The sequence below is a fragment of the Kribbella alba genome, assembly GCF_039529635.1.
Taxonomy (GTDB): Bacteria; Actinomycetota; Actinomycetes; order Propionibacteriales; family Kribbellaceae; genus Kribbella; species Kribbella alba.
Window position 1 is genome coordinate 207,895 of record NZ_BAAANE010000009.1, and the last position, 21,594, is coordinate 229,488.

Genomic DNA, 21,594 nt, shown 5'->3' on the forward strand with positions numbered 1-21,594 from the left:
ATGGATACAGCGACACAACTCGTCACGCCGGCGATGGACCGTGCCCAGCAACTGAGGGCCCGACGGTTCGCGCCGCGCCAGCTGATCGGCAACCTGCCCTACTACGCCGTGCTGCTCGGCTGGGCGGCGGTCACGATCTTCATCCTGCTGTGGCTGTTCAGCGGATCACTCAAGAGCAACATCGAGATCTTCGGGTCGCCGTGGGCGATTCCCGCGGATCCGGTCAGCGCCGCGAAGCAGAACTACAGTGCGGCCTGGAGCACGGCCCACATGGGGATCTACTTCGTCAACAGCATCCTGATCACCGTCGGGGCGGACCTGATCACGGTGGTGATCTCAGCGCCCGCGGCCTATGTACTGTCCCGGATCCCCTTCCGCGGCAGCACTCTGATCAACTACTACTTCATCGCGGGCATGGGGCTGCCGTTCCAGCTGATCCTCGTGCCCTTGTACGTCCTGCTCGTGCAGATCGGGCTGATCGACACCCGCGCGGGCCTGACGCTGACCTACGTCGGGGTCTCGATCCCGTTCACGATCATCTTGCTGACGGGCTTCTTCCGCTCACTTCCCTCGGAGCTGGAGGAGGCCGGCGCGGTGGACGGCTGCTCCGAGTTCGGCATCTTCTGGCGGATCATGATGCCGATCGCGACGCCGGGTCTCTTCACGGCCGGGATCTTCAACTTCGTGATGATCTGGCAAGAGTTCCTGCTCGCCCAGCTGCTGCTGAGCTCGGATTCGAACAAGACGCTCCCGGTCGGCCTGATGGGGCTGCGTCAGACCATGCAATACAACAGCAACTGGGCCGCCATGTTCGCCGCGGTGATGATCATCGTCGTCCCGTCCTTCATCGTCTTCGTGGCCTTGTCGAACCGCATCATGGCGGGCCTCACCCTAGGAGCCGGCAAATGAGTGACCTGGTGACCAACGAGACAGGCCGGATCGTGGCGTCCCTCGGTGAGGAGGTGAACGGTCGGCGGCACGCGCGCACCGAGCTCGCGATCGGCGCGGAGGAATCAAGCCTCTACGTGCTGGCGCGCTCGCACCGCGCCGACGGTCCGCCGCTCGAAGTACGGATCGACGGTACGCCGGTGGGCGCGATCCCCGCGTCCGGCGATCCCGTCCTGACCTGGCGCCAGTTGACGCTGCCTCGCGGAGCCGGAGCCGGAGCGCCCACCTCCTCGGTGACGCTCTCCTCGTCGGGCAACGCGATGGACGCGTGGAGCCTCGGAGTGGATTACACGACGGGCGGCGGCGACGAGTTGTCCATCGACGGCGGCAACACGTGGTCTGCCGACCGCCTCGGCCACCTCCACCTGGCACCCGGCCGGTATCTGGTCCGGGCGCGGGTCGAAACCGCTGCGGACCCGCAGCCACCTGTTCACGTCTGGGAGGACCGTCAGCATCCCATGGTGCAGGACTTCCTCGACCAACTGCCCGCCGAAGCCTTGACCTCGAATGACCCCTTGACGACGGCGCGCGCGTTGAGCACCTGGGTGTGCCGGTCCTGGCGGTATCGCAACACCGGCGAAGCAACGCAGTACACGCCCTGGGATCCGCCGACGATCCTGTCGTGGGGCGCTCGGGAGCAGGGACACGCCGGCCACCTGCCCGTGGTGATGTGCGTGCACTACGCACTGGTGCTGACAGCGGCATGCCAGGCACTCGGGATCCCGGCCCGCTGCGCGGCTCTCACCGGATCGGTCAACGGGTTCGACGGCCACTTCGTCACCGAGGTCTGGAGCGAGCCGCTGGGTCGTTGGGTGATGCTCGACCCCACCTTCGACGCCGTCGTCATCACCCCCGACGGCCCCGCTGATCTCGACACGATCCGCGAGCTGGGCACGGAGGTACGGCATCACGTGGTGGCGGGCCCTGGCATCGAGGACCGGCTGACGATGCCGTCGCAGCGGACCTGGTTCGAGGAGAACCTGCTGAGGGGCGTGTGCTTCCGGAACCGCGCCTTGTGGCCGCGCAGCGATTTCCTCTCTCGTCCCGACCTCGCTCCCCCGGGTCACGGCGCGACGTCGTACACCGAGCTGGACCTGGTCTGGGACGAGCGGTGCCGCGACAACGGCTTCGGCATGTTCCGGCACTTCGCCGGGGTGGAATGGTTCAACGCTCCGCCGGCACGGACGAAGGTCGTCGTCGATGCCCACTGAAGCCTTGGTGGGGCCGCGAGTGGTCCTGGAGAAGGCTGTCCTCGAGGACCACGCCGTACTCGTCCGCGACGGTCGGATCGAGGCGGTCATCCCCGCCTCCCTGGTACCCGAGGGGGTTGCGGTCCGGGACCTCGGCGACGGCATCCTCACCCCGGGGCTGGTTGACCTCCACACCCACGGCGCCGGCGGCCACAGCTTCAACGAGGGCACCGAGACGGCGACTTGGGCCGCACTGTCGACGCTGCTCGACGCGGGTGTCACCACCGTGTTGCCGACGCTTGCGACCGCGCCACTGGAGGACCTCGAACAGGCTCTGCTCGCCATCGCCTCGGTCCAGGGCGAGCGTGGCCTGCCGCGCGTTCCGGGCGCACACCTCGAGGGCCCGTACTTCGCCCAGGCGCAGTGTGGCGCTCAGGACCCGGACCAGCTGAGAACACCGGACGACGGCTCCATCGATCGGTTGCTCGAGCACTCGTCAGGAATTCGCATGATGAGCTACGCGCCCGAGTTGCCCGGGGCGGTCGCCTTGACGCGCAGGCTCGTCGATGCCGACATCGTGCCCGCGGCTGGGCACAGCGCCGCACGCGAAGAAGACCTGCTTGCCTGCCGGCAGGCCGGCCTCCGGCACGTGATCCATGTCTTCAGCGGCCAGTCGACCACGGTGCGCGTCGGGCCCTGGCGTCAGCCCGGCCTGCTGGAGGCGACCCTGGCATCGGACGAGCTGACCGTCGAGGTCATTGCCGACGGCAAGCACTTGCCGCCGACGCTGCTCCGGTTGGCGCACCGCTGCCTAGCAGGACGGCTGTGTCTGGTGTCGGACTCGACCCCGGGGGCCGGCCTGCCGGACGGCGAGCGCTACCGGATGGGCCGTCGCGAGTACGTCGTGCAGGACGGCGTCGGCATGACCCTGGACCGAGCGTCGTTCGGGGGCAGCACGACTCTGCTCCCGGACATGATCCGCATCGCGATGCAGGCGATGGGGATCGGGCTGGCCGAAGCGGTCGCCATGGCCTCGGCCGTTCCGGCCAGAGCGGCCGGCCTGGATCACATCGGCAGGATCGCGGCCGGCTACCACGCGGACCTGGCGCTGTTCACCGAAGACCTCACTCTCAAGGCCGTGGCTCTCGCGGGCCACTGGCATCACATCAACGCATTTTCGGGAAAGGAACCATCACGGTGAAGCAACTCCGGTACGGGGAGCTGAGCGTGTCCGTCGCGGACTCGTCCGACGAACTCGCAGCGGCAGCCGCCGAATATTTCGCCTCGGCGGTCCGCGCGGAGCTCGAGGAGCACGAGGAGATCGCCGTCATCCTGGCGACCGGGAACTCACAGCTGGGCTTCATCAAGGCCGCGCGGGAACGCGACGACATCGACTGGTCCCGGCTGACCGTGCTGCACATGGACGAGTACCTCGGGATGGACGAGAACCACCCCGCCAGCTTCCGCCGCTGGATGCGGGACAACGTTGACTCGTTCGTGCGACTGAAGGCCTTCCACGGCGTCCGCGGGGACCACGAGCCGGTGGAGGAGGAACTCGAGCGCTACGGCGAACTGCTGCGCACCCTTGATCCCGCGATCTGCGTGATGGGGATCGGCGAGAACGGGCACCTCGCCTTCAACGACCCGCCGGCCGACTTCGAGACGCGGGAGCTCATCCACCTGGTCATGCTCGACGAGGTGGCTCGCAAGCAGCAGGTCGGCGAAGGCCACTTCCCCTCGCTGGAGGAAACGCCCGAGCGGGCACTCTCCTTGACCGTGCATGCGCTGCTGAAGCCCCGGACCGTGATCGTCAACACGCCCGACGCACGCAAGGCCGCAGCGGTCGAGCGAGCACTGACCGGGCCGGTCACCCCGGACTGCCCGGCCTCGATCCTGCAGACGACGCCGCATGTCCGGCTGTTCCTCGACGCCGAGTCGTCGGCGCGTCTCGAGCTCGAGTCGTAGGCAGGACCACTCGGAATGCGAGGACGGATGACGGCGGCCGCGGACGGGCGAGGCGCTCGTTCGCGGCCGGGTGCGGCAAGCGCTTGCGCTAGGGTTTGCGCTGTCGCTCGGCGCTGGCTGGAGGGGGAACAGTGAGGGTCACTCTTGCTGACATCGCGAAGGCCTGCGAGACCTCGTTGTCGACGGTGTCGCGCGCGTTGTCCGATCCGGACAAGGTGAATCCGCAGACCCGGGAGCGGATCCAGCGGGTCGCCCGCGAGATGGGTTACATGACGAACCCGATCGCGCGGGCCCTCGCGGTGGGTCGCACCGGCGTCATCGGTCTGATCGTGCCCGACATCGCGAACCCGTTCTTCCCGCCGATCATCAAGGCGGTGCAGGCACGCGCCGGCCGCAAGGACACGGCGGTGCTGCTGGCCGACACTGACGAGCACGCCGCGGACGAGTTGGAGCGGGCCCGGGTCCTGAGCAAGCAGGTGGACGGCCTGATCATGGTCTCGCCGCGAACGCCCGAGGACAGGCTCGCCGAGTTCGTCCAGCTGGCGCCGGTGGTTTTCGTCAACCGGCAGGTCGAGGGCGCTCCGAGCATCATCATCGACAACTCCGACGGCATCACCCAGGCGGTCCAGCACCTCGTCGCCCTCGGTCATCGTCGCATCTGTTACCTCAACGGACCTCGCCGCTCGTGGTCCAACGACCGTCGGCGTGCGGCGCTGAAGGAGGCGTGCGCCAAGTACAGCGTCGAGCTGATCGAGCTCGGCCCCTTCGAGCCGCAGGTCCAGGCCGGCGTGCACGCCGCCGACCTCGTCCAGGCCAGCGGAGCGACTGCCGTGATCGCGTACGACGATCAGATCGCGCTCGGCCTGATGGCGAGGCTGGCCGAGCACCGGCTGCAAGTGGGCCGGGACATCAGCGTGATCGGCATCGACGACAGCCCGATGTCCGACGTCGCCTACCCGACGCTGACCTCGATCCACGTGCCAGGCGCCGAGGCGGGCGCGGTCGCGGTCGACATCCTGCTGGCGCAACTCGACGCCGACGACGCGGATCCCGCGCCGGTGGTCCAGCTCGAGACGCGCCTGGTCATCCGCGGCTCCACCGGCCCGGCCCCAACGCAACGGCTGGTGACCACAGAGTCGATCGGCCCGCTGCTCGGCGGCGAGATTCCGAGCCGGGCGACAAGGCGAACCGACTGATCAGGCGGAGTTGATCGGTGCGGCCCACCCAGGTCTCGTGATGAGACAGAACGGGTGACCGGCGGGATCCTCGAAGACGTGATCCGACAACTTCCGCGCGCCGAGCGCCACCACCTGCGGTTCGGCCTCTCCCACGTCGTCGACCATCACGTCGAAGTGGAACTGCTGCGGCCGGGCCGGATCGGGCCACTGCGGTCGCTGATGGTCCGGAGCAAGCTGGAAGGCCACGCCGGAGCTCTTGTCGTTCTCGGCGATCACCACCCAGTCCTCGCTCTCGTACGTGATCGCCAGGCCGGTGAGCTCTGAGTAGAACCGCGCCAGCGCCGCCGGGTCCGGACAGTCGATCGCCACATGATGAAGTCGTCCGATCATGCCGTCATCATCCACCCGGCCGCTGGAATGGTCATCTCACGATGCGTCCGTGAATCTCACGAAGCGAGATAGCTGCTGGCGCATCGACCCGCGCGTTGGCTACCGTCGTCAGCAGGTCATGAGTGTCAGCGACAAGCCCCGGCTAGCTGGCCGGCAACCCTCCTCCGCGGTGGGGTGCCCCGGGTGAGGACCCGGCCGTTCGGAACACCCCGATCGGCAAGTGCGGACCATCCGGGAGCAGAACCATGTCGATCCTGTCCATCCTCGAGCCCAGCCACAGCACCGTCGCGCGACCCACGATCGCGCGGCGCGGCACCGGCAACCTCCCCGCCACCGTGGGCGCCGAACTGCTGGTGCCGCTGGCCGACGGCCGGGTGACGGACTACGCCAACTTCGATCACGGGGCCAGCGCGCCCTGTCTGGAGTCGGTACGAGCCGCAGTCGAGGCAGCACTTCCGTCGTACGCGTCGGTGCATCGCGGCAACGGCTACGCCTCGCGGATCACCACCCAGTGGTACGAGCGGGCTCGCGCCGAGGTGCACGCCTTCGTCGGTGCCCGTGCGGACGACCAGGTGATCTTCACCCGGCAGACCACCGACGCCCTGAACCTGCTGGCCCGCGCAGTACCGGCCGATGCGACGGTCATCGTGTTCGAGTCCGAGCACCACGCCGCGCTCCTCCCCTGGCCGGCCGAGCGCACCATCCGCCTGGCTGCGCCCAGTTCGGCGACTCAAGCTGTCACCGCAGTGGCCGACGCACTGCGTACTGCGCCCGAGGGACCGCGGCTGGTCGTCGTGACGGGCGCGTCCAACGTCACCGGCGAGATCTTCCCGATCGCCGAGATCGCTGCGGTCGCCAAGGCCCACGCGGCCCGTGTCTGTCTCGATGCCGCGCAGCTTGCACCGCATCGTCTCGTCGACATCGCCGAACTGGAGGTCGACTGGGTCGCGCTGTCGGGCCACAAGCTCTACGCGCCCTACGGCACCGGCGCACTGATCGGCCGCGCTGACTGGCTGAATACTGCCGACCCGTACCTGTACGGCGGAGGCGCGACCGAGACTGTCTCCGCCGAGGGCACAGTGTGGAACCAGGGACCGGCCCGGCACGAAGGCGGCTCCCCTAACGTCATTGGTGCGATCGCGCTGGCCGCGGCCTGCGCAGCGATCACCAAGCACCGTGAAGCGATCGAGCAGCACGAGCGCAGCCTGCTAGCCCGGCTCCGCACCGGCTTGGCGCAGGTCCCGGGCGTCGCGACGTACTCGATCTTCGGTGAGGAGGCGGACCGAGTCGGCACGGTCTGCTTCACGGTCGACGGCTTGAACTCGACCGTCGTGTCCGCGGCCCTCTCCGCCGAGTACGGCATCGGTGTTCGCGACGGCAAGTTCTGCGCGCACCCGCTGGTCGGTCACCTGCTCGCGGACTCCGCCGAACACGCCACAGCAGTCCGCGCCAGCCTCGGCCTCGGTACTACCCGTGAGCACGTAGATCGCCTGGTCAACGCGATCCGCACCCTCGCCACGGTCGGCCTGACCTCAACCTACGAAGAGTCCACCCACGGCTGCCAACCCACCAACGACCCGCGCGACCTCGAGGCTCCCCGCATCTGGTGAACCTCCCGCACTCTCCGGGCCCAGCCACCGCTCGGCCGGGCCCGGCACTGGACGAGTGTCAGCTCTCCGGCTGCAGGCCTGTGTGGTGGGCGGCGAACGCCAGCAGGTCGGCCCATTCCGAGGCGACCATGGCCGCGGGCTTACCGAAGCCGTGACCAGTGTTGACCTCGATCCGGGTCAGCACCGGACCATCCCCTGCTTGTGCGTGCTGCAGGGTCGCCATGAACTTGTGGCTGTGCAGCGGCACCACGCGATCGTCGTGGTCGCCGGTGACGACCAGAGTCGCCGGGTACTGCGTGCCTTCGCGCAGGTTGTGCAGTGGGGAGTAGGCGAGCAGATCCTCGAACTGCGCCGGGTCGTCGGGCAGCCCGTAGTCCGAGCCCCAGGCGGCACCCACCGTGAAGAGCGGGAAGCGCAGCATGTCCATCACACCGACCCCGGGCAGTGCGACCGCGAAGAGGTCGGGCCGTTGCGTCATCACCGCGCCGACGAGCAGACCGCCGTTGCTGCGCCCATGGATCGCCAACTGCTGCGGCGTAGTCACCTTGGTCTTCTGCAGGTGCTCCCCCACCGCGATGAAGTCGTCGAACACGTTCTGCTTGTTGGCGAGCCGGCCTTCGTCGTGCCAGGAACTGCCGTACTCGCCGCCGCCACGCAGATTGGTGATCACCAGCACGCCTCCGGCCGCGAGCCACGCGGGCCAGCCAGGCCGATAGTCTGTCAGCACCGGGATCCGGAAGCCGCCGTACCCCCACATCAAGGTCGGCCGCGGCTGGCTGAAGTCGAGGTCCGCCCGGCTGATCAGGAAATACGGCACCTCCCGGCCCGGCTCGACCCGTCGGGTCACCGTGATCTCCGGCGAGCTGAAGCCCGCTCCGGCGGGAACCAGCTCAGGCAGCGCGTGAGACTCCCCGGACGCGGCGGAGACGACGTACGAGGCTGTCGGGTCGGTCGTCGAGGACAGGCCGACGAAGACCTCGTCGTGCTTCGTGCTCGCGTTGAGCCCGACCACGCCGCCGCCGGGGATCGGCACGATCCGGGCGTTGCCACCGTGGAGGTCGTGCAGTGAGAGCACCGGTTGCGCGTCGATCAGACTGAGTACGGCGAGTCCGGTCGAGGTACCGCGGACGGCTTGCAGGGTGCCTTGGCCTTCAGGGATCAGGTCTGTGAAATTGCCGTCCAGGTCGGAGGTGACCACCCGGCCGCGAGGTGCGTCCAGGTCGGTGCTCAGGACGAGGCGATCGCCGGACATCCGGATGAAGGCCGTCTCCGCCTCGAACTCGTCGATCACCTTGATCGGCTCACCGAGCGTCCGGCCGTCCTCGGCGATCGGGTAGACCCACAGCCGGGTGTGGGGATCGGTGCCCTCGCTGATGGTGATGACCAGGTAGCGGTCGTCGTCGGACACCTCCGGCCCGATGAAGATCCGGTCGTTGTCCGGGAAGCTCAGGATGAGCTCGTCCTGAGCCTGCGGCGTCCCGACCTTGTGCAGCTTCAGCTGTCCACCGCGCAGCGCCTTCGTCTCGGTGCCCTCGCTGCGCCCGCCGGCCGGGTAGTGCAGATACAGGTACGCCGACGAGTCCGGCAGCCAGGTGGCTTCGCTGAACTTGGCCTGGGTGACCACGTCGTCGACCTCGGCGCCGGTTGCGACCTCCAGCAGCCGGAAGGTGATCCAGTCGCTGCCGCTCTCGTTGACGCCGTACGCGACGTAGCGGCCGTCCGGGCTGACGGTGTAGCTGCCGAGGGAGTCCGTGCCGTCCTCGGACAGGGTGTTCGGGTCGATGAGCACGCGGCCGCCTTCGAGCAGCGCCTGCAGCGAGTCCGCGACAGACACGACGTCCTGCGCCTGGGTGCCGTCGTTGCGGCCGACGAAGAACCAGCCGGCCTCCTGCACCGGTACGCCGGCCCTCGGGCGCGCCAGGATCGCGGTCATCGTCTCCTGGAACCACGCACGCTCGGGGTAGCTCGACAGTTCGGCCTCGGTGGCCGCGTTCTGGCGCTGGACCCAGTCCCGGGTCTCGGCTGAGTCGGCGTCCTCCAACCAGCGGTACGGGTCAGCGATCTGGTGGCCGTGCAGGGTCTCGACGACACTCTCGTCGCGACGGCTCTCGGGATAGTCGGCGGTCATGCCAGCCAACCTAGCAACGCATCACTACCTCCCCGCCGGGTGCAGGTCCTGGCGCCACAGCACCTTGCCGTGGAGGTCGCGCAGCGACGCGGTGAACACCTCGCTGTGCGGGTCGATCCCGACGTGCCCGAAGAACTGGTTGCCACCGCTCGGCGGCTGGTTCGGGAAGTCCGCCGCCTTCACGAACTCCACCTTCGGGCCGAAGGTCGGGTCGAGGCTGTTCGGACCGAACGTGCCGGCGTTGATCGGACCTGCGACGATCTCCCAGAACGGGTCGAAGTCGGTGAAGGCCGCGCGGGACGGGTCGTAGTGGTGTGCCGCGCAGTAGTGCACGTCCGCGGTCAGCCAGACCGTGTTGCGAACCCTGCGTCGCTTGAACTGGCTCAGCACCCAGGCGATCTCGTGCTCACGGCCACCGGGAGCGCCCGCCAGGCCGTTGGCGACCGCCTCGATCTCGGTGCCGTCCGGAACCAGTACGCCGAGCGGCATGTCGCTGGCGATCACCTTCCAGGTCGCCTTCGATGCAGCGACCTCCCGGACGAGCCAGGCGGCCTGCTCGGCGCCGAGCATCGCGACCGGACCGGCGACGCCCGGCGCCGGATTCGCGCCGCGGTACGTCCGCATGTCCAGGCAGAAAACGTCGAGCATCGGGCGGTAGCTGACCTTGCGGTAGATCCGGTCCCGGCCCTGGGTGTGGACCATCGGCAGGTACTCGAGGAAGGCCTTGCGGGCGCGGGAGGCGAGCACGTTCACCCGCTTCTCCGTGTACCGGTCGTCGGTCAGGATCTCGCCGGGGTACCAGTTGTTCAGCGTCTCGTGGTCGTCCCACTGGCTGATGATCGGCACGTCCGCGTAGAGGTCCCGGACGTTGGAGTCGAGCAGGTTGTACTTGTACCGGCCGCGGTACTCGGCCAGGGTCTCGGCGACCTTCGACACCTCCTCGGTGACGACGTTCTTCCAGACGGTGCCGTCCGCGATCTTCACCTCGGCCTGAATCGGGCCGTCGGCGTAGATGTTGTCGCCGGAGTGCAGGAAGAAATCGGGCCGGGTCTGGTGCATCGCCTTGTACGCGATCATGCCGCCGATGTCCGGGTTGATGCCGTAGCCCTGGCCGGCCGTGTCACCGGTGAAGACGAAGCTGAGCGGGCGGTTGCGGCCCGGAGTACTGAAGGATCCGTCGGCTGTCTCGCCGACGCGGCCGGACGAGTCCTCGAAACCGATCCGGTAGTCGTAGCGCTGGCCCGGGCGGAGTCCGCGGAGCGGTAACTGGGCGGTGAAGTCGTCATCGGCCGAGGTGACCGGACCACGCAGCCGGATCGCGCGGTCGAACCGCCCGTGGCTGGTCAGGTCGACGACGAGCCGGCCGGGACGATCGGTGCGGGACCACACGACGGCGGAGTTCGAGGTGACGTCACCACTGGCGATGCCCGACGTGAGCGCCGGGCGGTCCCGGCGTACGGAGGCGACTGCCGGGAGGGCGGGAACGGCGATGGCGGCACCGGTCGCGGCGGTGGCTTGGAGGAGCTGGCGGCGGCTCAAGTTCATGGGACCGAACCTGAACCTCGAGGATGACGGCCAGGTGACTTGCGGGCGAACTACCTGACAAATCACCGGCCGGTTCGGCGCAGACCTCGCGGAGAAGTCGCGTTGCCGGCTCCAGGATTCGACGTTTGCCCACGTCAGCTGGGGGTTCGGCGTTCGCCGAAGCCGCTTAACACGGTACGAACGTGACTGCGCGAGACGCGTAACGGGTGCGGGAGACCTTCGATCCAACCGCGATCGAGGAGGACTACCGTGCACCGAGTTCCCGATCTGTCCGACATCCAAACCGCCGCCGAACGCCTGGGCGTCGGGCTCAGCACCGATGAGGCGGCGGTCTACCGCCTCCACCTGGCCAGGATGCTGGCCGAGTTCGACGAGTTCGTCCAAGCCCGCAGCGTCGAAGCGCAGCCGCCGCGCTTCGCCGGTGCCCGCGAGCCGGGTCACCGCCCGGGCCCGGACGAGGACCCGCACAACGCGTGGACCTGGAAGTGCAACATCGAGGGTAGCGGCTCCGGCCTCCTTACCGGCCGCACGGTCAGCTTCAAGGACCACACCGCCGTAGCCGGGATGCCGATGAGCTTCGGCGCCTATGCGTTGGAGGGCCACGTCCCGGACTTCGACGCGACCGTCGTCCAGCGGTCGCTGGAGGCCGGCGCCACCGTCACCGGCAAGAACGTGATGAACGGCCTGGCCGGCGGGTTCGGCTTCGGCGGTGGCGTGGGCGACTACGGCCGGCCGGCGAACCCGCACAACCCCGACTACCTCACCGGCGGTTCCTCGTCCGGTTCCGCGGCGGCGTTGGTGGACCGCCAGGTCGACATCTCCTTCGGCGGTGACCAGGGCGGGTCCATCCGGATCCCCGCTTCCTGGTCGGGCACCGTCGGACACAAGCCGACCTTCGGCCTGATCTCGCACTTCGGCATCGGCTTCGGATCCGACCAGAGCATCGACTACACGGGCCCGATGACGATGTCGGTCCGCGACGCGGCCCTCGCGCTCGAGGCCGTCGCCGGCTACGACGGACTCGACCCGAGGCAGACCCGCGAGGTCCCCGACCGGTACGACGCCACCAGCGGGCTGTCCGCCGGCATCGAGGGGTTGCGGATCGGCGTACTCCGCGAGGGCTTCCTCGGCGCCACCGAGGCGGTCGCCGACTCCGTCCAGCAGGCCATCGAGGTGTTCGACAAGCTCGGCGCCGTGATCACCGAGGTCTCGGTGCCGGAGCACCTCACCATCGGCGGCGCCCAGATGGCATTGTCGGCCGAGGCAACCCTGGCAGTCCGGGGCTCGGGGTTCTACGGCGCCTTCGCCCGGACCTTCTACCCCGAGGACACCATCGCCGCGATCACCCGGGCCTGGCAGCACAACCAGGACCTGCTCGACCCGCGGGCCCTGCTCAGCCTGATGGCCGGCGAGTTCAGCCGCAAGTACTGGGCGGGTCGCCTGTACGCGAAGGCACAGAACGTCCGGCCCGGCTACATCGCGGCGTACGACAAGGCGCTGGCCGAGGTGGACGTGCTCATCATGCCGACCACGGTCACGCAGGCGCCCAAGTTCGAGCCGGTCTCCGACCCGTCGACCGCCCTCGACTTCGCCCTGCAGAGCCCGATCTCGCAGAGCGCGGTGCTGAACACCAGGCCGTTCAACTTCACCGGGCACCCGGCGCTGTCGGTGCCCTGTGAGAAGCGCGACGGCCTGCCGGTCAGCATCCAGCTCGTCGGCCGGATGTTCGACGACGCGCTGCTGCTGCGGGCCGCCCAGGCGTTCACCGACGCCGTCCCGTTCGACGAGTGGCTGGCCGTCGATGCCCCCGGAGCGGCATGACGCGATTGGCCATGTTCCGCTCGCTCCAGGTGCCGAACTACCGGCTCTTCTTCTGGGGCGGGACGGTCAGCAACACCGGGGTCTGGATGCAACGCACCGCCCAGGCGTGGGCCGTCGTCGTGCTGAGTCACGGCGACGGCCTGGCCCTCGGCCTCGCGACCTTCCTCCAGTTCTTCCCGTCCGTGCTGCTCGGACTGGGCACGGGCGTCCTGGTCGACCGGGTGGACAAAGTCCGGCTGCTGGTCGTGACCCAGGCACTAGTGGGGTTGGGCAGCGTCGCCATGGGCATCCTGGACGGGCTCGGAATCCTCACCCTGGTGCAGGTCTGGGTGCTGGCCGGGGCGATGGGAGTGGTCAACGCCTTCGACAACCCGGCCCGGCAGTCCGTGGTGTCGGAACTGGTCGGACCCGATCAGGTGGTGAACGCGATCGGTCTCAACTCGGCCTCCTTCAACGTCGCCCGCCTGGTCGGTCCGGCGCTGGCGGGCCTGCTGATCGGTCTCGCCGGAACCCCGCTGATCTTCTTCCTGCACGCGGCCAGCTCGGTCGGCATCCTGCTCGCGCTGCTGCGACTCGACCGGTCCAAGCTGAACCCCGCACCTCGCTCAGCGGCAGGCCGCGGACAACTCGTCGCGGGGCTGCGGCAGGTAGCCGGAGATCCCACGCTGGCGACGCTGATCGTGCTGGCCGGCGTGATCGGGATCGCTGGGGCGAACAGCCTGCAGGTCGTACTGCCGCTCGCTGCGACCAAGATCTTCGGAGTCGGTGCACTGGGGTTCGGCTTGGTCACCTCCTGTCTGGCCATCGGTGGACTCACCGGCGCGTTGCTGGCGGCATCGACCAGCGGGATGCCGCGGCATCGCTGGGTGCTCGGCGCCGCGGCAGCGCTCGGCGTGAGCCTGCTGATTGCCTCGGTGATGCCCGTGCTGGTCGGTTTCGGTGCCGCCCTGGTGCTGTGCGGCGGGATGTTCATGACGTTCGCGGTGCTGGCGAACACCTCGGTTCAGCTGACCGCCGAGCCGGAGATCCGCGGTCGCGTGATGGCCGTCTACCTGACGTTCTTCCTCGGTGGTGGTGCGCTCGGAGCACCGTTGCTCGGGCTGTTGTCCGAACACTTCGGGCCGATGCGGGCGATCGCAGCTGCCGGGGCGCTGGGCCTGGTGGCCGCCGCCGTCGGCGCAGTCGTCCTGGTGCTGGTCCGGCGCCGGACCGAGCCCGTGAAGGCCGTCCTCCCACCGGTGCCGGCAGCGGTAATACCGCAGCCTTCCAAACCGACTCGTAATTCTCCTGCCAGGATCGGCCCGATTGTTTACCAGCGAGACACCGAAGTAGTCGACCCGTGAAACATCCGAGACATATTTTTGCTTGAGAAACGCCTTACGAGACAGGGGTTCTGGCCCTGTTTCCCTTTCTCCGTGAATTCGCCGGAACGGATTTGCCGGCGCGGTCGGAAAATCCCCCGCAGGCCGCAACCGAAAGGAAAACACGACGATGTCGATGACGACGCAGGTACGAGTGGTGGACAAAACATCCGAACCCGATTCCGCGGCGGCCGAACCGGCCCTGCGGGTGCGGGACCTGGTCACCGAGTTCCGGGGCCGGCGCGGCAACGTCCGGGCCGTCGACGGCACCTCCTTCACGGTGCCTCGCGGCGGAGTGCTCGCGGTGATCGGTGAGTCCGGCAGCGGCAAGAGCGCGATGCTGCGCTCCATCATCGGGATCAACCCGCCGAGCACCCTGATCACCGGCGAGATCTCGGTCGGTGGCCGGGACCTGCAGACGATGTCGCCGCGGGACCGCCGCAAGGCCCGCGGCAGCGACGTCTCGATGGTGTTCCAGGACCCGCTGACCGCACTGGACCCGGTCTACACGATCGAGAAGCAGCTGGTCGAGGCGATCCGCAAGCACCACGAGGGACTCGACCGGTCCCAGGCCCGGCGGCGCGCGCTCGAGTTGCTCGAACTGGTCCAGATCCCGTCCGCGGCGGCCCGGCTGAAGGCCTACCCCTCCGAGCTGAGTGGTGGCATGAGGCAACGAGTCGTGATCGCGATGGCGATCGCCGGCCGGCCGACGGTGCTGCTCGCCGACGAGCCGACGACCGCTCTCGACGTCACCGTGCAGGCCCGGATGATGCGGCTGTTCCGCCAGATCCAGCGCGAGATCGACATGGGTCTGGTCATCGTCACCCACGACCTGGGCGTCGCGGCGGAGCTGGCCGACGAGGTCGCGGTGATGTACGCCGGCCGCTTCGTCGAGCACGGCTCGGCCATGCAGGTGCTGACGGCGCCTTCACACCCTTACACCGAAGGGCTGATCGAGGCCAACGTCCGCGCCGGGCAGGACCGCCGCCCGAACGCGATCCAGGGTGCGCCGCCCAGCCTCGACCAGCTTCCGCCCGGATGCTCCTTCGCGCCGCGCTGCGGGTACGCCGTCGGGGCCTGCTGGGAGAGCCGGCCGACCGCGCACCAGGTGGAAGACGACCATTGGAGCAGCTGCCTGCTGGTCCCCGGTGAGAGCCGACTGGCGTCCTGACATGCGGACCCGCCCGTCCCATCCCCCCGCCCTCTACGTGGCGCTGGCCCTGCTGCTGGTGGTGCTCGCCGGTTGCGCATCATCGAAGGCGAGCGGTCCGCCGCCGTCAGGGGGCGAACTGCGGATCGCCATGTCCGCAGGCAACATCCCCTTCCCGTCCACCCCGCCGAACGAGGGCTACGAGGGCTATCGGTTCGTCGGCAACAACATCTACGACGGCCTGACCCGGTTGAATCTCAACCAGTCCAGCACGCTGCCGACCCCGCAACCGGCCCTGGCCGAGTCCTGGACGACGTCGAAGGACCTGACCACCTGGACCTTCAAGCTGCGCCAGGGCGTCACCTTCCACGACGGCACCACCTTCAACGCGGACGCGGTGATCTTCCAGTACGACCGGCTCCGCACCAAGACCTTCCAGTACTACGACGCGAAGTCCGCGGCGAGCGCCGCCGCCACATTTCGGTACTTCAAGTCCTGGCGCAAGGTCGACGACCGCACGGTCGAGATCAAGACCACGAAGCCGTATGCCTGGCTGCTGTGGGACCTGGCCGGCATCCTCTACCCCAGCCCGACGGCCGTGAAGACCTACGGCAACGCCAACTACAACAAGCACGCCACCGGCACCGGCCCCTTCCGGATGACGAAGTACGTCGACGGCCAGGAGATGGTGCTCACCCGCAACGACAACTACTGGCGGGTCCCGGTCAAGCTCGGCCGGATCGTGCTCTACCCCCAGCCCGAGCCCGCGTCGCGGCTCTCGATGCTGCAGTCCGGTGAGGTCGACTGGGCGGAGGTGCCATCACCCGACTCGGTCCAGCAGCTCAAGAAGGAGGGCTACCAGATCGAGCTGGGCAAGTACCCGCACGGGATCATGCCGCGGTTCAACCTGTTCCGGGCGCCCTTCAAGGACAACCTGGCCCTGCGGCAGGCGCTCAACTACGCGCTGGACCGGGAAGGCACCTCGGCGCTGCTGAACAACGTCGGCTATCCCGCTACGGAGTACGTGTACGACGGCAACCCGTCGTACACGAAGAACACGCCGGGCTACAGCTACGACGTCGAGAAGGCGAAGAAGCTGCTCGCCCAAGCCGGCTACAAACCCGGCGAGCTGACGCTCACGATGGCCTACCCCACGGGCGGCTCGGGGAACATGTACCCGGACACGATGATGCAGAAGTTGCAGGCGGACTTCGCGGCGATCGGCGTCACCACCTTGCTGAAGCCGATGGAGTGGAACACGATCATCTCGATCGGGCTCGACGGCCTGCAGGCCAAGCAGTGGAGCAACATCGACATCCTCTGGGCGTCGCCGGCGTCCGGGATGATGCCGACCGGTTTCAGCACCAGCTACTTCTGCAACCGGCCAGGTGGGCTGAAGAACGCGGCAGGCCTGTGCGATCCGAAGATCGACGCGGCCTTGACGGCAGCCAGCCAGCAGGCCGACGTCGCGTCGCAGTACAAGTACCTCCAGCAGATGATGGACGTGGCGCTGCGGAACGCCTACTTCCTGTTCTGGATGCACGACCTCAATCTGCGGGTGCTCAGCCCGAACGTGCACGGCTACGTCCAGCCGCAGTCGTGGTGGGTGGACTTCACACAGATCACCGTCGGGAAGGACTGACCCATGCTGCGTGTCGCGATACTTCGGATCGGGATGGCCGTCCCGATCCTGTTCGGAGTCTCTGTCATCGTCTTCCTGCTGATGAATGTGCTGCCCGGCTCGGCCGAGGCCGGACTGGTCAGCGACGACATGTCGGCCGCGGAACGTCAGGCCATCCGCGACGAGCTCGGCCTGAACGACCCGCTGCCGTTGCGCTACCTGCATTGGCTCGGCGATGCGATGCAAGGAAATCTGGGCTACTCCGCCCAGCGTCGCCGCGACGTCTCGGATCTGCTGATCCAGGCCTGGAGCAACACCGCGGTGCTCGCGATCGTGTCAGCCGTCTTCGGCATCAGCATCGGCCTCTGGCTCGGCTATGTGGCCGGCACCCGCCGGGGCAGCTTCATCGACCGGATCACGGCGGTGCTGAGCCTGTCGGGCCTGAGCATCCCGTCGTTCTTCCTGGCGATCATCCTGCTGGCGGTCTTCGCCGGCGGGCTCCGGATCCTTCCCTCCGGTGGGGCGACCCTGGACCAGGGTCTGTGGACGGCGATCCGAAGTCTGGTGTTGCCGGTGTTGTCCGGGTCGCTGATCACGATGGCGATCACAGCCCGGGTGACCCGGGCCAGCATCGTCGACGTGGCCGGCTCGGACTTCGTGGAAACCCTGCGGGCCAAGGGATTGAGCGAGTTCGAGGTGCGCAGACACATCCTGCGCAACGCGATCTCGCCGGTGCTGACCACGTCCGGCGTACAGATCGGCGCGCTGCTCGGTGGCTCGGTGCTGGTCGAGACGATCTTCCGCTGGCCCGGCATGGGGCTGTTGGTCTTCACCGCGATCTCGGCCCGGGACCTGCTGGTCGTGCAGGGCGCGACCTTGGTCATCGCCGTCACCTTCGTGCTGGTGAACCTGGTCGTCGACCTGCTGCAGGCCTGGATCGACCCGCGGGTGAGAGGAGCGGTGGCATGAGCGAGAGCGCGGTTCCCACCCTGCTGGACAAGAACTTCGGCTCGGGGACGACGGCTGACGACCGGGCGGAGGCGGACCGCCGCCGCGACGAGTGGAACGCCGCGCGGACCAGTCAGCGGGCCAGGTCCTTCTGGTCCGCGACCCTGCGCCGGTTCCTGGAGAACCGTGTCGGCGTGATCGCTGCGGTGATCGTGCTGCTCCTCGTGCTCGGCGCAGTCTTCGCGCCGCTGCTGACGAGCGCCGATCCCCTGCTCGGCAAACCGACCGAGCGCCTCCACAACCTCGGCACCCCCGGTCACCTGCTGGGCACCGACGAACAAGGCCGCGACATGCTCGCGCGAGTCCTGTACGGCGGCCGCCTGTCGCTGCTGGCCGGATTCGTACCGACCCTCGGCGCGGCCTTGATCGGCACCGCCATCGGGGTCACCTCCGGCATCCTGCGGGGCGTCGTCGGCACGGTCCTGATGCGGACGATGGACATGCTGTACGCGTTCCCCGCGATCCTGCTGGCCATCGCCGTCGGCGCGTCTCTCGGCCCGGGCCTGACGAACACCATCATCGCGGTGACGATCGTGTTCATCCCGCCGGTGGCGCGGGTGGCGGAGTCGGCGACGCGGCGGGTCGTAGTACAGGAGTTCGTCGAGGCGGCCCGGCTGAGCGGTGCGAGCGGGCTGCGAGTGGCGCGCACGCAGGTGCTGCCGAACGTGCTGAACGACGTGATCGTCTACGCCTCCGGCCTGGTCGGCGTGGCGATGATCATCGCCGCCAGCCTGAGCTTCCTCGGTCTCGGCTCCGCCCCGCCGGCGCCCGAGTGGGGCTACATGCTCAACAGCCTGCGCGGCATGGTCAGCGTCGCGCCGCTGGTCGCGATCGTGCCCGGCTTCTTCATCTTCCTCACCTCGGTGGCCTTCAACCTGGCCAGCGACGCGTTGCGGGAAGCCATGGACAGCCGGCTGTGAATCCCGCCCTTTGAATCCCGCCCTGTCACCACCGCCAGGAAGGCAGCGAACCATGGAAACGGACACGGCAGACACAGGCACCGGCAAGGAGTTGCTGGAGCTCCTCGGCGTTTCGAAGCAGTTCCACGTCCGGTCCGGCGGCCGCCGGGCCAGGCTGTCCGCGGTCGAGAGCGTCTCGCTCAGCGTCCGGCAGGGCACCACGCTGGGCATCGTCGGGGAGTCGGGCTGCGGCAAGTCGACGCTGGCCCGGGTGATCGTCGGGCTGCACCTGACCGACGACGGCCAGATGATCTTCGACGGCAAGCAGGTGCTCACGCATCGCCGTCGCTCGCCGGCGGAGCTCAAGCAGATGCAGATGGTCTTCCAGGACCCGTCGTCCGCGCTCAACCCGCGGGCCACGATCAGCGAGTCCATCGGCTTCCCGCTGCAGGTGCAGGGCGAGTCCAAGGCAGCCATCGACGAACGAGTGGCCAAGGTGATGCGCGACGTGGGCCTGCCGGCGGCGTACGCGTCGCACTATCCGCACCAGCTCAGTGGTGGCCAACGGCAACGAGTGAACATCGCCCGGGCGTTGGCGCTGCAACCGAAGCTGGTGGTGCTCGACGAGGCCGTCTCGGCGCTGGACAAGTCGATCCAGGCCCAGGTGCTGAACCTGCTCACCGATCTGCAGGAGGAGTACGGGCTGACGTACGTGTTCATCAGCCACGACCTCAACGTGGTGCGCTACATCAGCGACGACGTCGCGGTGATGTACCTCGGCCAGGTGGTGGAGCGCGGCAGCGCGAAGGAGCTCTACGACAACCCGAAGCACCCCTACACCCAACTGCTGTTGTCCTCGGTGCCGACGCTGAACCCGGCGGACAGCACCCGCGACGAACCTGTCGATAGCGCCGACGCCAAGGACACCGAGATCCCGAGCCCGATCGATCCCCCGAGCGGCTGCCGGTTCCGCACCCGCTGCCCGTTCGCGATGGACATCTGCTCCCAAGTCGCCCCTGCCCCGGTCCAGCTCAGCGCGGACCGTTCCGTCGCCTGCCACCTGTACTCCGACGCCGCCGCCGGCGCCGACGTACAGGCCGTGCCGGCCTGACCCCCGTCTCCCCACCCCCCAGGAGGATCAGTTGTCCACCCCAGACTCCGGCGCGATCGTGACCGCGATTCTCAGCGCCGCACAGCTCACCGTCTCCGAGCAGGAGTACGCCACGTTCGTCAAGGACTACCCGCTGATCCGGCAGGCGGCGGATGCCCTCTACCTGCCCGAACTCGATCCCGACGAGCCGGCGATCAGATTCGACCCGCTGGACTTCTACCCCGGTGCGGCTGCCGCACCGGCTGGAAAGGACGCCTGATGACAGTCAGCACCATCAAGGACGCAGCTGCCGCCCTGCGCGACGGCACCCTCACCTCCACCGCCCTGACCCAGCAGATCCTGGACCGCGCTGTCGCGCTCAACCCGGCCCTCGGCGCCTACGTCGACATCACCTCGGAGGCCGCTCTCGAGCAGGCCGGCGCAGCTGACGCGGCGCTGGCGGCGGGCGACGACCGCGGACCGCTGCAGGGCATTCCGTTGGCCATCAAGGACATCATCGCCATGAAGGGCGCGGCCACCACGGCGAACAGCCGGGTGCTCGCTCCCGGCTGGGGTGCGGGGACCGACGCCCCCGTCGTCGCACGGCTGCGGGACGCGGGCGCGGTGTTCGTCGGCAAGTCGACCACGAGCGAGTTCGCGATCGGCCTGCCTGACGCGACCAAGGGATTCCCGGTCCCGCACAACCCCTGGAACGTCGAGCACACCCCGGCCGGGTCCAGCTCCGGCACCGGAATCGCTGTGTCCGCAGGCCTGGCACTTGGTGGGCTGGGCACCGACACCGGCGGCTCCGTCCGGAGCCCTGCCGCGGTGAACGGGCACACCGGCCTGAAGGTCACGTTCGGCCGCGTGCCGAAGAGTGGCGTCGTCCCACTCGGCTTCAGCCTGGACAGCATCGGCCCGATGGCCCGCAGTGCTTGGGACTGCGCCGCGCTGCTCGAGGTGATGGCGGGTTATGACCCGTCCGATCCGAACGCTGCCCAGCAACCGGTACCGGCGTACACGGAACTGCTGGACGGTTCGGTCGACGGCCTGCGGATCGCGCTGCCGATGCCGTACTTCTTCGACCACGAGCAGCTCGACCCGCAGATGCACGATGCAGTGATCGCGGCGGTGAAGCAGCTGGTCGGCCAGGGCGCGGTGTCCACCGAGGTGGAACTCGCCTATGCGGCCGAGGCGAAGGACGCGAACCACATCATCCTGGTCGCCGAGGCCTACGCGTACCACCGCAACAACCTGGTGAACCGCTGGTCCGACTACGGCGTCCACACCCGGCCGACGCTGGCCCGCGGCGCCTTCTACACCGCGGGCGATGTGGCCCAGGCGGAGCGGTTCCGCCGGCAGTTCTCGCGTGAGGTGGCCAAGCTGTTCGAGAGCCACGACGTGATCATCACCCCGACCGCGGCGGTGCCGGCAGAGCGGGCCGCCGAGTTGTCGCCGAGCAAGCGGCTGTCCGTCGTCAGCTACACCGGCCACTGGAACCTGACCGGCCTGCCGGCCGTGGCCGTCCCGGTCGGTTTCTCCACCAGCGGGTTGCCCTTGTCGATGCAGATCGTCGGCAAGCCGTTCGCGGAGGCCACCGTGCTCAAGGTCGCGGACGCCCTGCAGCGGATCAGCGACTGGCACCTGGCCATCCCGCCGGTCGAAGCCCTCCTGGCCGCCTGAGCCACGA

The 21,594-nt window shown here is 68.5% G+C and carries 18 protein-coding genes and 1 riboswitch; of the genes, 15 read left to right on the forward strand and 3 right to left on the reverse strand.

From position 1 onward, the window contains the following. The 5 genes from ABD210_RS25735 (at window position 1) to ABD210_RS25755 (ending at window position 5,299) form a co-directional block, all read left to right on the forward strand. Window positions 1–909: a carbohydrate ABC transporter permease gene (locus ABD210_RS25735; RefSeq protein WP_344114675.1), complete on the forward strand. Its 909-nt coding sequence runs from the start codon at window positions 1–3 to the stop codon at window positions 907–909. Beyond that, window positions 906–2,159 (forward strand): transglutaminase-like domain-containing protein, encoded by a 1,254-nt coding sequence (locus ABD210_RS25740; protein WP_344114676.1) that lies wholly within the window; start codon window positions 906–908, stop codon window positions 2,157–2,159. The genes ABD210_RS25735 and ABD210_RS25740 overlap by 4 nt, the downstream gene beginning before the upstream one ends. Beyond that, window positions 2,149–3,339 carry an N-acetylglucosamine-6-phosphate deacetylase gene (locus ABD210_RS25745; RefSeq protein ID WP_344114677.1) on the forward strand — a complete coding sequence of 397 codons (1,191 nt, stop codon included), beginning with the start codon at window positions 2,149–2,151 and terminating at the stop codon, window positions 3,337–3,339. The genes ABD210_RS25740 and ABD210_RS25745 overlap by 11 nt, the downstream gene beginning before the upstream one ends. Beyond that, window positions 3,336–4,103 carry a 6-phosphogluconolactonase gene (locus tag ABD210_RS25750; protein ID WP_344114678.1) on the forward strand — a complete coding sequence of 256 codons (768 nt, stop codon included), beginning with the start codon at window positions 3,336–3,338 and terminating at the stop codon, window positions 4,101–4,103. Before ABD210_RS25745 ends, ABD210_RS25750 begins: the two co-directional genes overlap by 4 nt. Before the next feature lie 131 nt (window positions 4,104–4,234). Beyond that, a complete protein-coding gene (locus ABD210_RS25755; RefSeq protein WP_344114679.1) occupies window positions 4,235–5,299 on the forward strand; it encodes a LacI family DNA-binding transcriptional regulator in 1,065 nt (354 codons plus the stop codon). Here ABD210_RS25755 and ABD210_RS25760 read toward each other — a convergent pair whose 3' ends face one another. Beyond that, window positions 5,300–5,671 carry a VOC family protein gene (locus tag ABD210_RS25760; protein WP_344114680.1) on the reverse strand — a complete coding sequence of 124 codons (372 nt, stop codon included), beginning with the start codon at window positions 5,669–5,671 and terminating at the stop codon, window positions 5,300–5,302. Between the two features lie 114 nt (window positions 5,672–5,785). Further along, a riboswitch (SAM riboswitch) is annotated at window positions 5,786–5,900 on the forward strand. A 16-nt stretch (window positions 5,901–5,916) separates the two neighbouring features. Between ABD210_RS25760 and ABD210_RS25765 the strand changes: the two genes are divergently transcribed. After that, on the forward strand, window positions 5,917–7,281 hold the full coding sequence (locus tag ABD210_RS25765; RefSeq protein ID WP_344114681.1) for an aminotransferase class V-fold PLP-dependent enzyme: 1,365 nt from the start codon (window positions 5,917–5,919) through the stop codon (window positions 7,279–7,281). Between the two features lie 58 nt (window positions 7,282–7,339). On the opposite strand, the gene ABD210_RS25770 is transcribed toward ABD210_RS25765, so the two are convergent. Continuing rightward, complete coding sequence (locus ABD210_RS25770; RefSeq protein WP_344114682.1) at window positions 7,340–9,409, reverse strand: prolyl oligopeptidase family serine peptidase; 2,070 nt, start codon at window positions 9,407–9,409, stop codon at window positions 7,340–7,342. A 24-nt stretch (window positions 9,410–9,433) separates the two neighbouring features. After that, window positions 9,434–10,954: an alkaline phosphatase D family protein gene (locus ABD210_RS25775; RefSeq protein ID WP_344114683.1), complete on the reverse strand. Its 1,521-nt coding sequence runs from the start codon at window positions 10,952–10,954 to the stop codon at window positions 9,434–9,436. 249 nt (window positions 10,955–11,203) lie between these two features. Here ABD210_RS25775 and ABD210_RS25780 point away from each other — a divergent pair, with 249 nt between their 5' ends. The 9 genes from ABD210_RS25780 (at window position 11,204) to ABD210_RS25820 (ending at window position 21,587) form a co-directional block, all read left to right on the forward strand. Further along, window positions 11,204–12,775 carry an amidase family protein gene (locus ABD210_RS25780; RefSeq protein ID WP_344114684.1) on the forward strand — a complete coding sequence of 524 codons (1,572 nt, stop codon included), beginning with the start codon at window positions 11,204–11,206 and terminating at the stop codon, window positions 12,773–12,775. Then, window positions 12,772–14,118, forward strand: coding sequence for an MFS transporter (locus ABD210_RS25785; RefSeq protein ID WP_344114685.1), 1,347 nt, complete (start codon window positions 12,772–12,774; stop codon window positions 14,116–14,118). The genes ABD210_RS25780 and ABD210_RS25785 overlap by 4 nt, the downstream gene beginning before the upstream one ends. A 148-nt stretch (window positions 14,119–14,266) precedes the next feature. Further along, window positions 14,267–15,307, forward strand: a complete 1,041-nt coding sequence (locus ABD210_RS25790; RefSeq protein ID WP_344114686.1) for an ABC transporter ATP-binding protein — start codon at window positions 14,267–14,269, stop codon at window positions 15,305–15,307. A 1-nt stretch (window position 15,308) separates the two neighbouring features. Then, window positions 15,309–16,928 (forward strand): ABC transporter substrate-binding protein, encoded by a 1,620-nt coding sequence (locus ABD210_RS25795; RefSeq protein WP_344114687.1) that lies wholly within the window; start codon window positions 15,309–15,311, stop codon window positions 16,926–16,928. A gap of 3 nt (window positions 16,929–16,931) precedes the next feature. Continuing rightward, window positions 16,932–17,876, forward strand: a complete 945-nt coding sequence (locus ABD210_RS25800; RefSeq protein ID WP_344114688.1) for an ABC transporter permease — start codon at window positions 16,932–16,934, stop codon at window positions 17,874–17,876. Beyond that, window positions 17,873–18,835, forward strand: a complete 963-nt coding sequence (locus tag ABD210_RS25805; RefSeq protein WP_344114689.1) for an ABC transporter permease — start codon at window positions 17,873–17,875, stop codon at window positions 18,833–18,835. Before ABD210_RS25800 ends, ABD210_RS25805 begins: the two co-directional genes overlap by 4 nt. Before the next feature lie 52 nt (window positions 18,836–18,887). Continuing rightward, the gene (locus tag ABD210_RS25810; RefSeq protein WP_344114690.1) at window positions 18,888–19,925 is read left to right on the forward strand and encodes an ABC transporter ATP-binding protein; all 1,038 of its coding nucleotides are present in this window, start codon (window positions 18,888–18,890) and stop codon (window positions 19,923–19,925) included. A gap of 31 nt (window positions 19,926–19,956) precedes the next feature. Beyond that, on the forward strand, window positions 19,957–20,184 hold the full coding sequence (locus ABD210_RS25815; RefSeq protein WP_344114691.1) for a hypothetical protein: 228 nt from the start codon (window positions 19,957–19,959) through the stop codon (window positions 20,182–20,184). After that, the gene (locus ABD210_RS25820) at window positions 20,184–21,587 is read left to right on the forward strand and encodes an amidase (protein ID WP_344114692.1); all 1,404 of its coding nucleotides are present in this window, start codon (window positions 20,184–20,186) and stop codon (window positions 21,585–21,587) included. Before ABD210_RS25815 ends, ABD210_RS25820 begins: the two co-directional genes overlap by 1 nt. The last annotated feature ends 7 nt before the right edge of the window (window positions 21,588–21,594 follow it).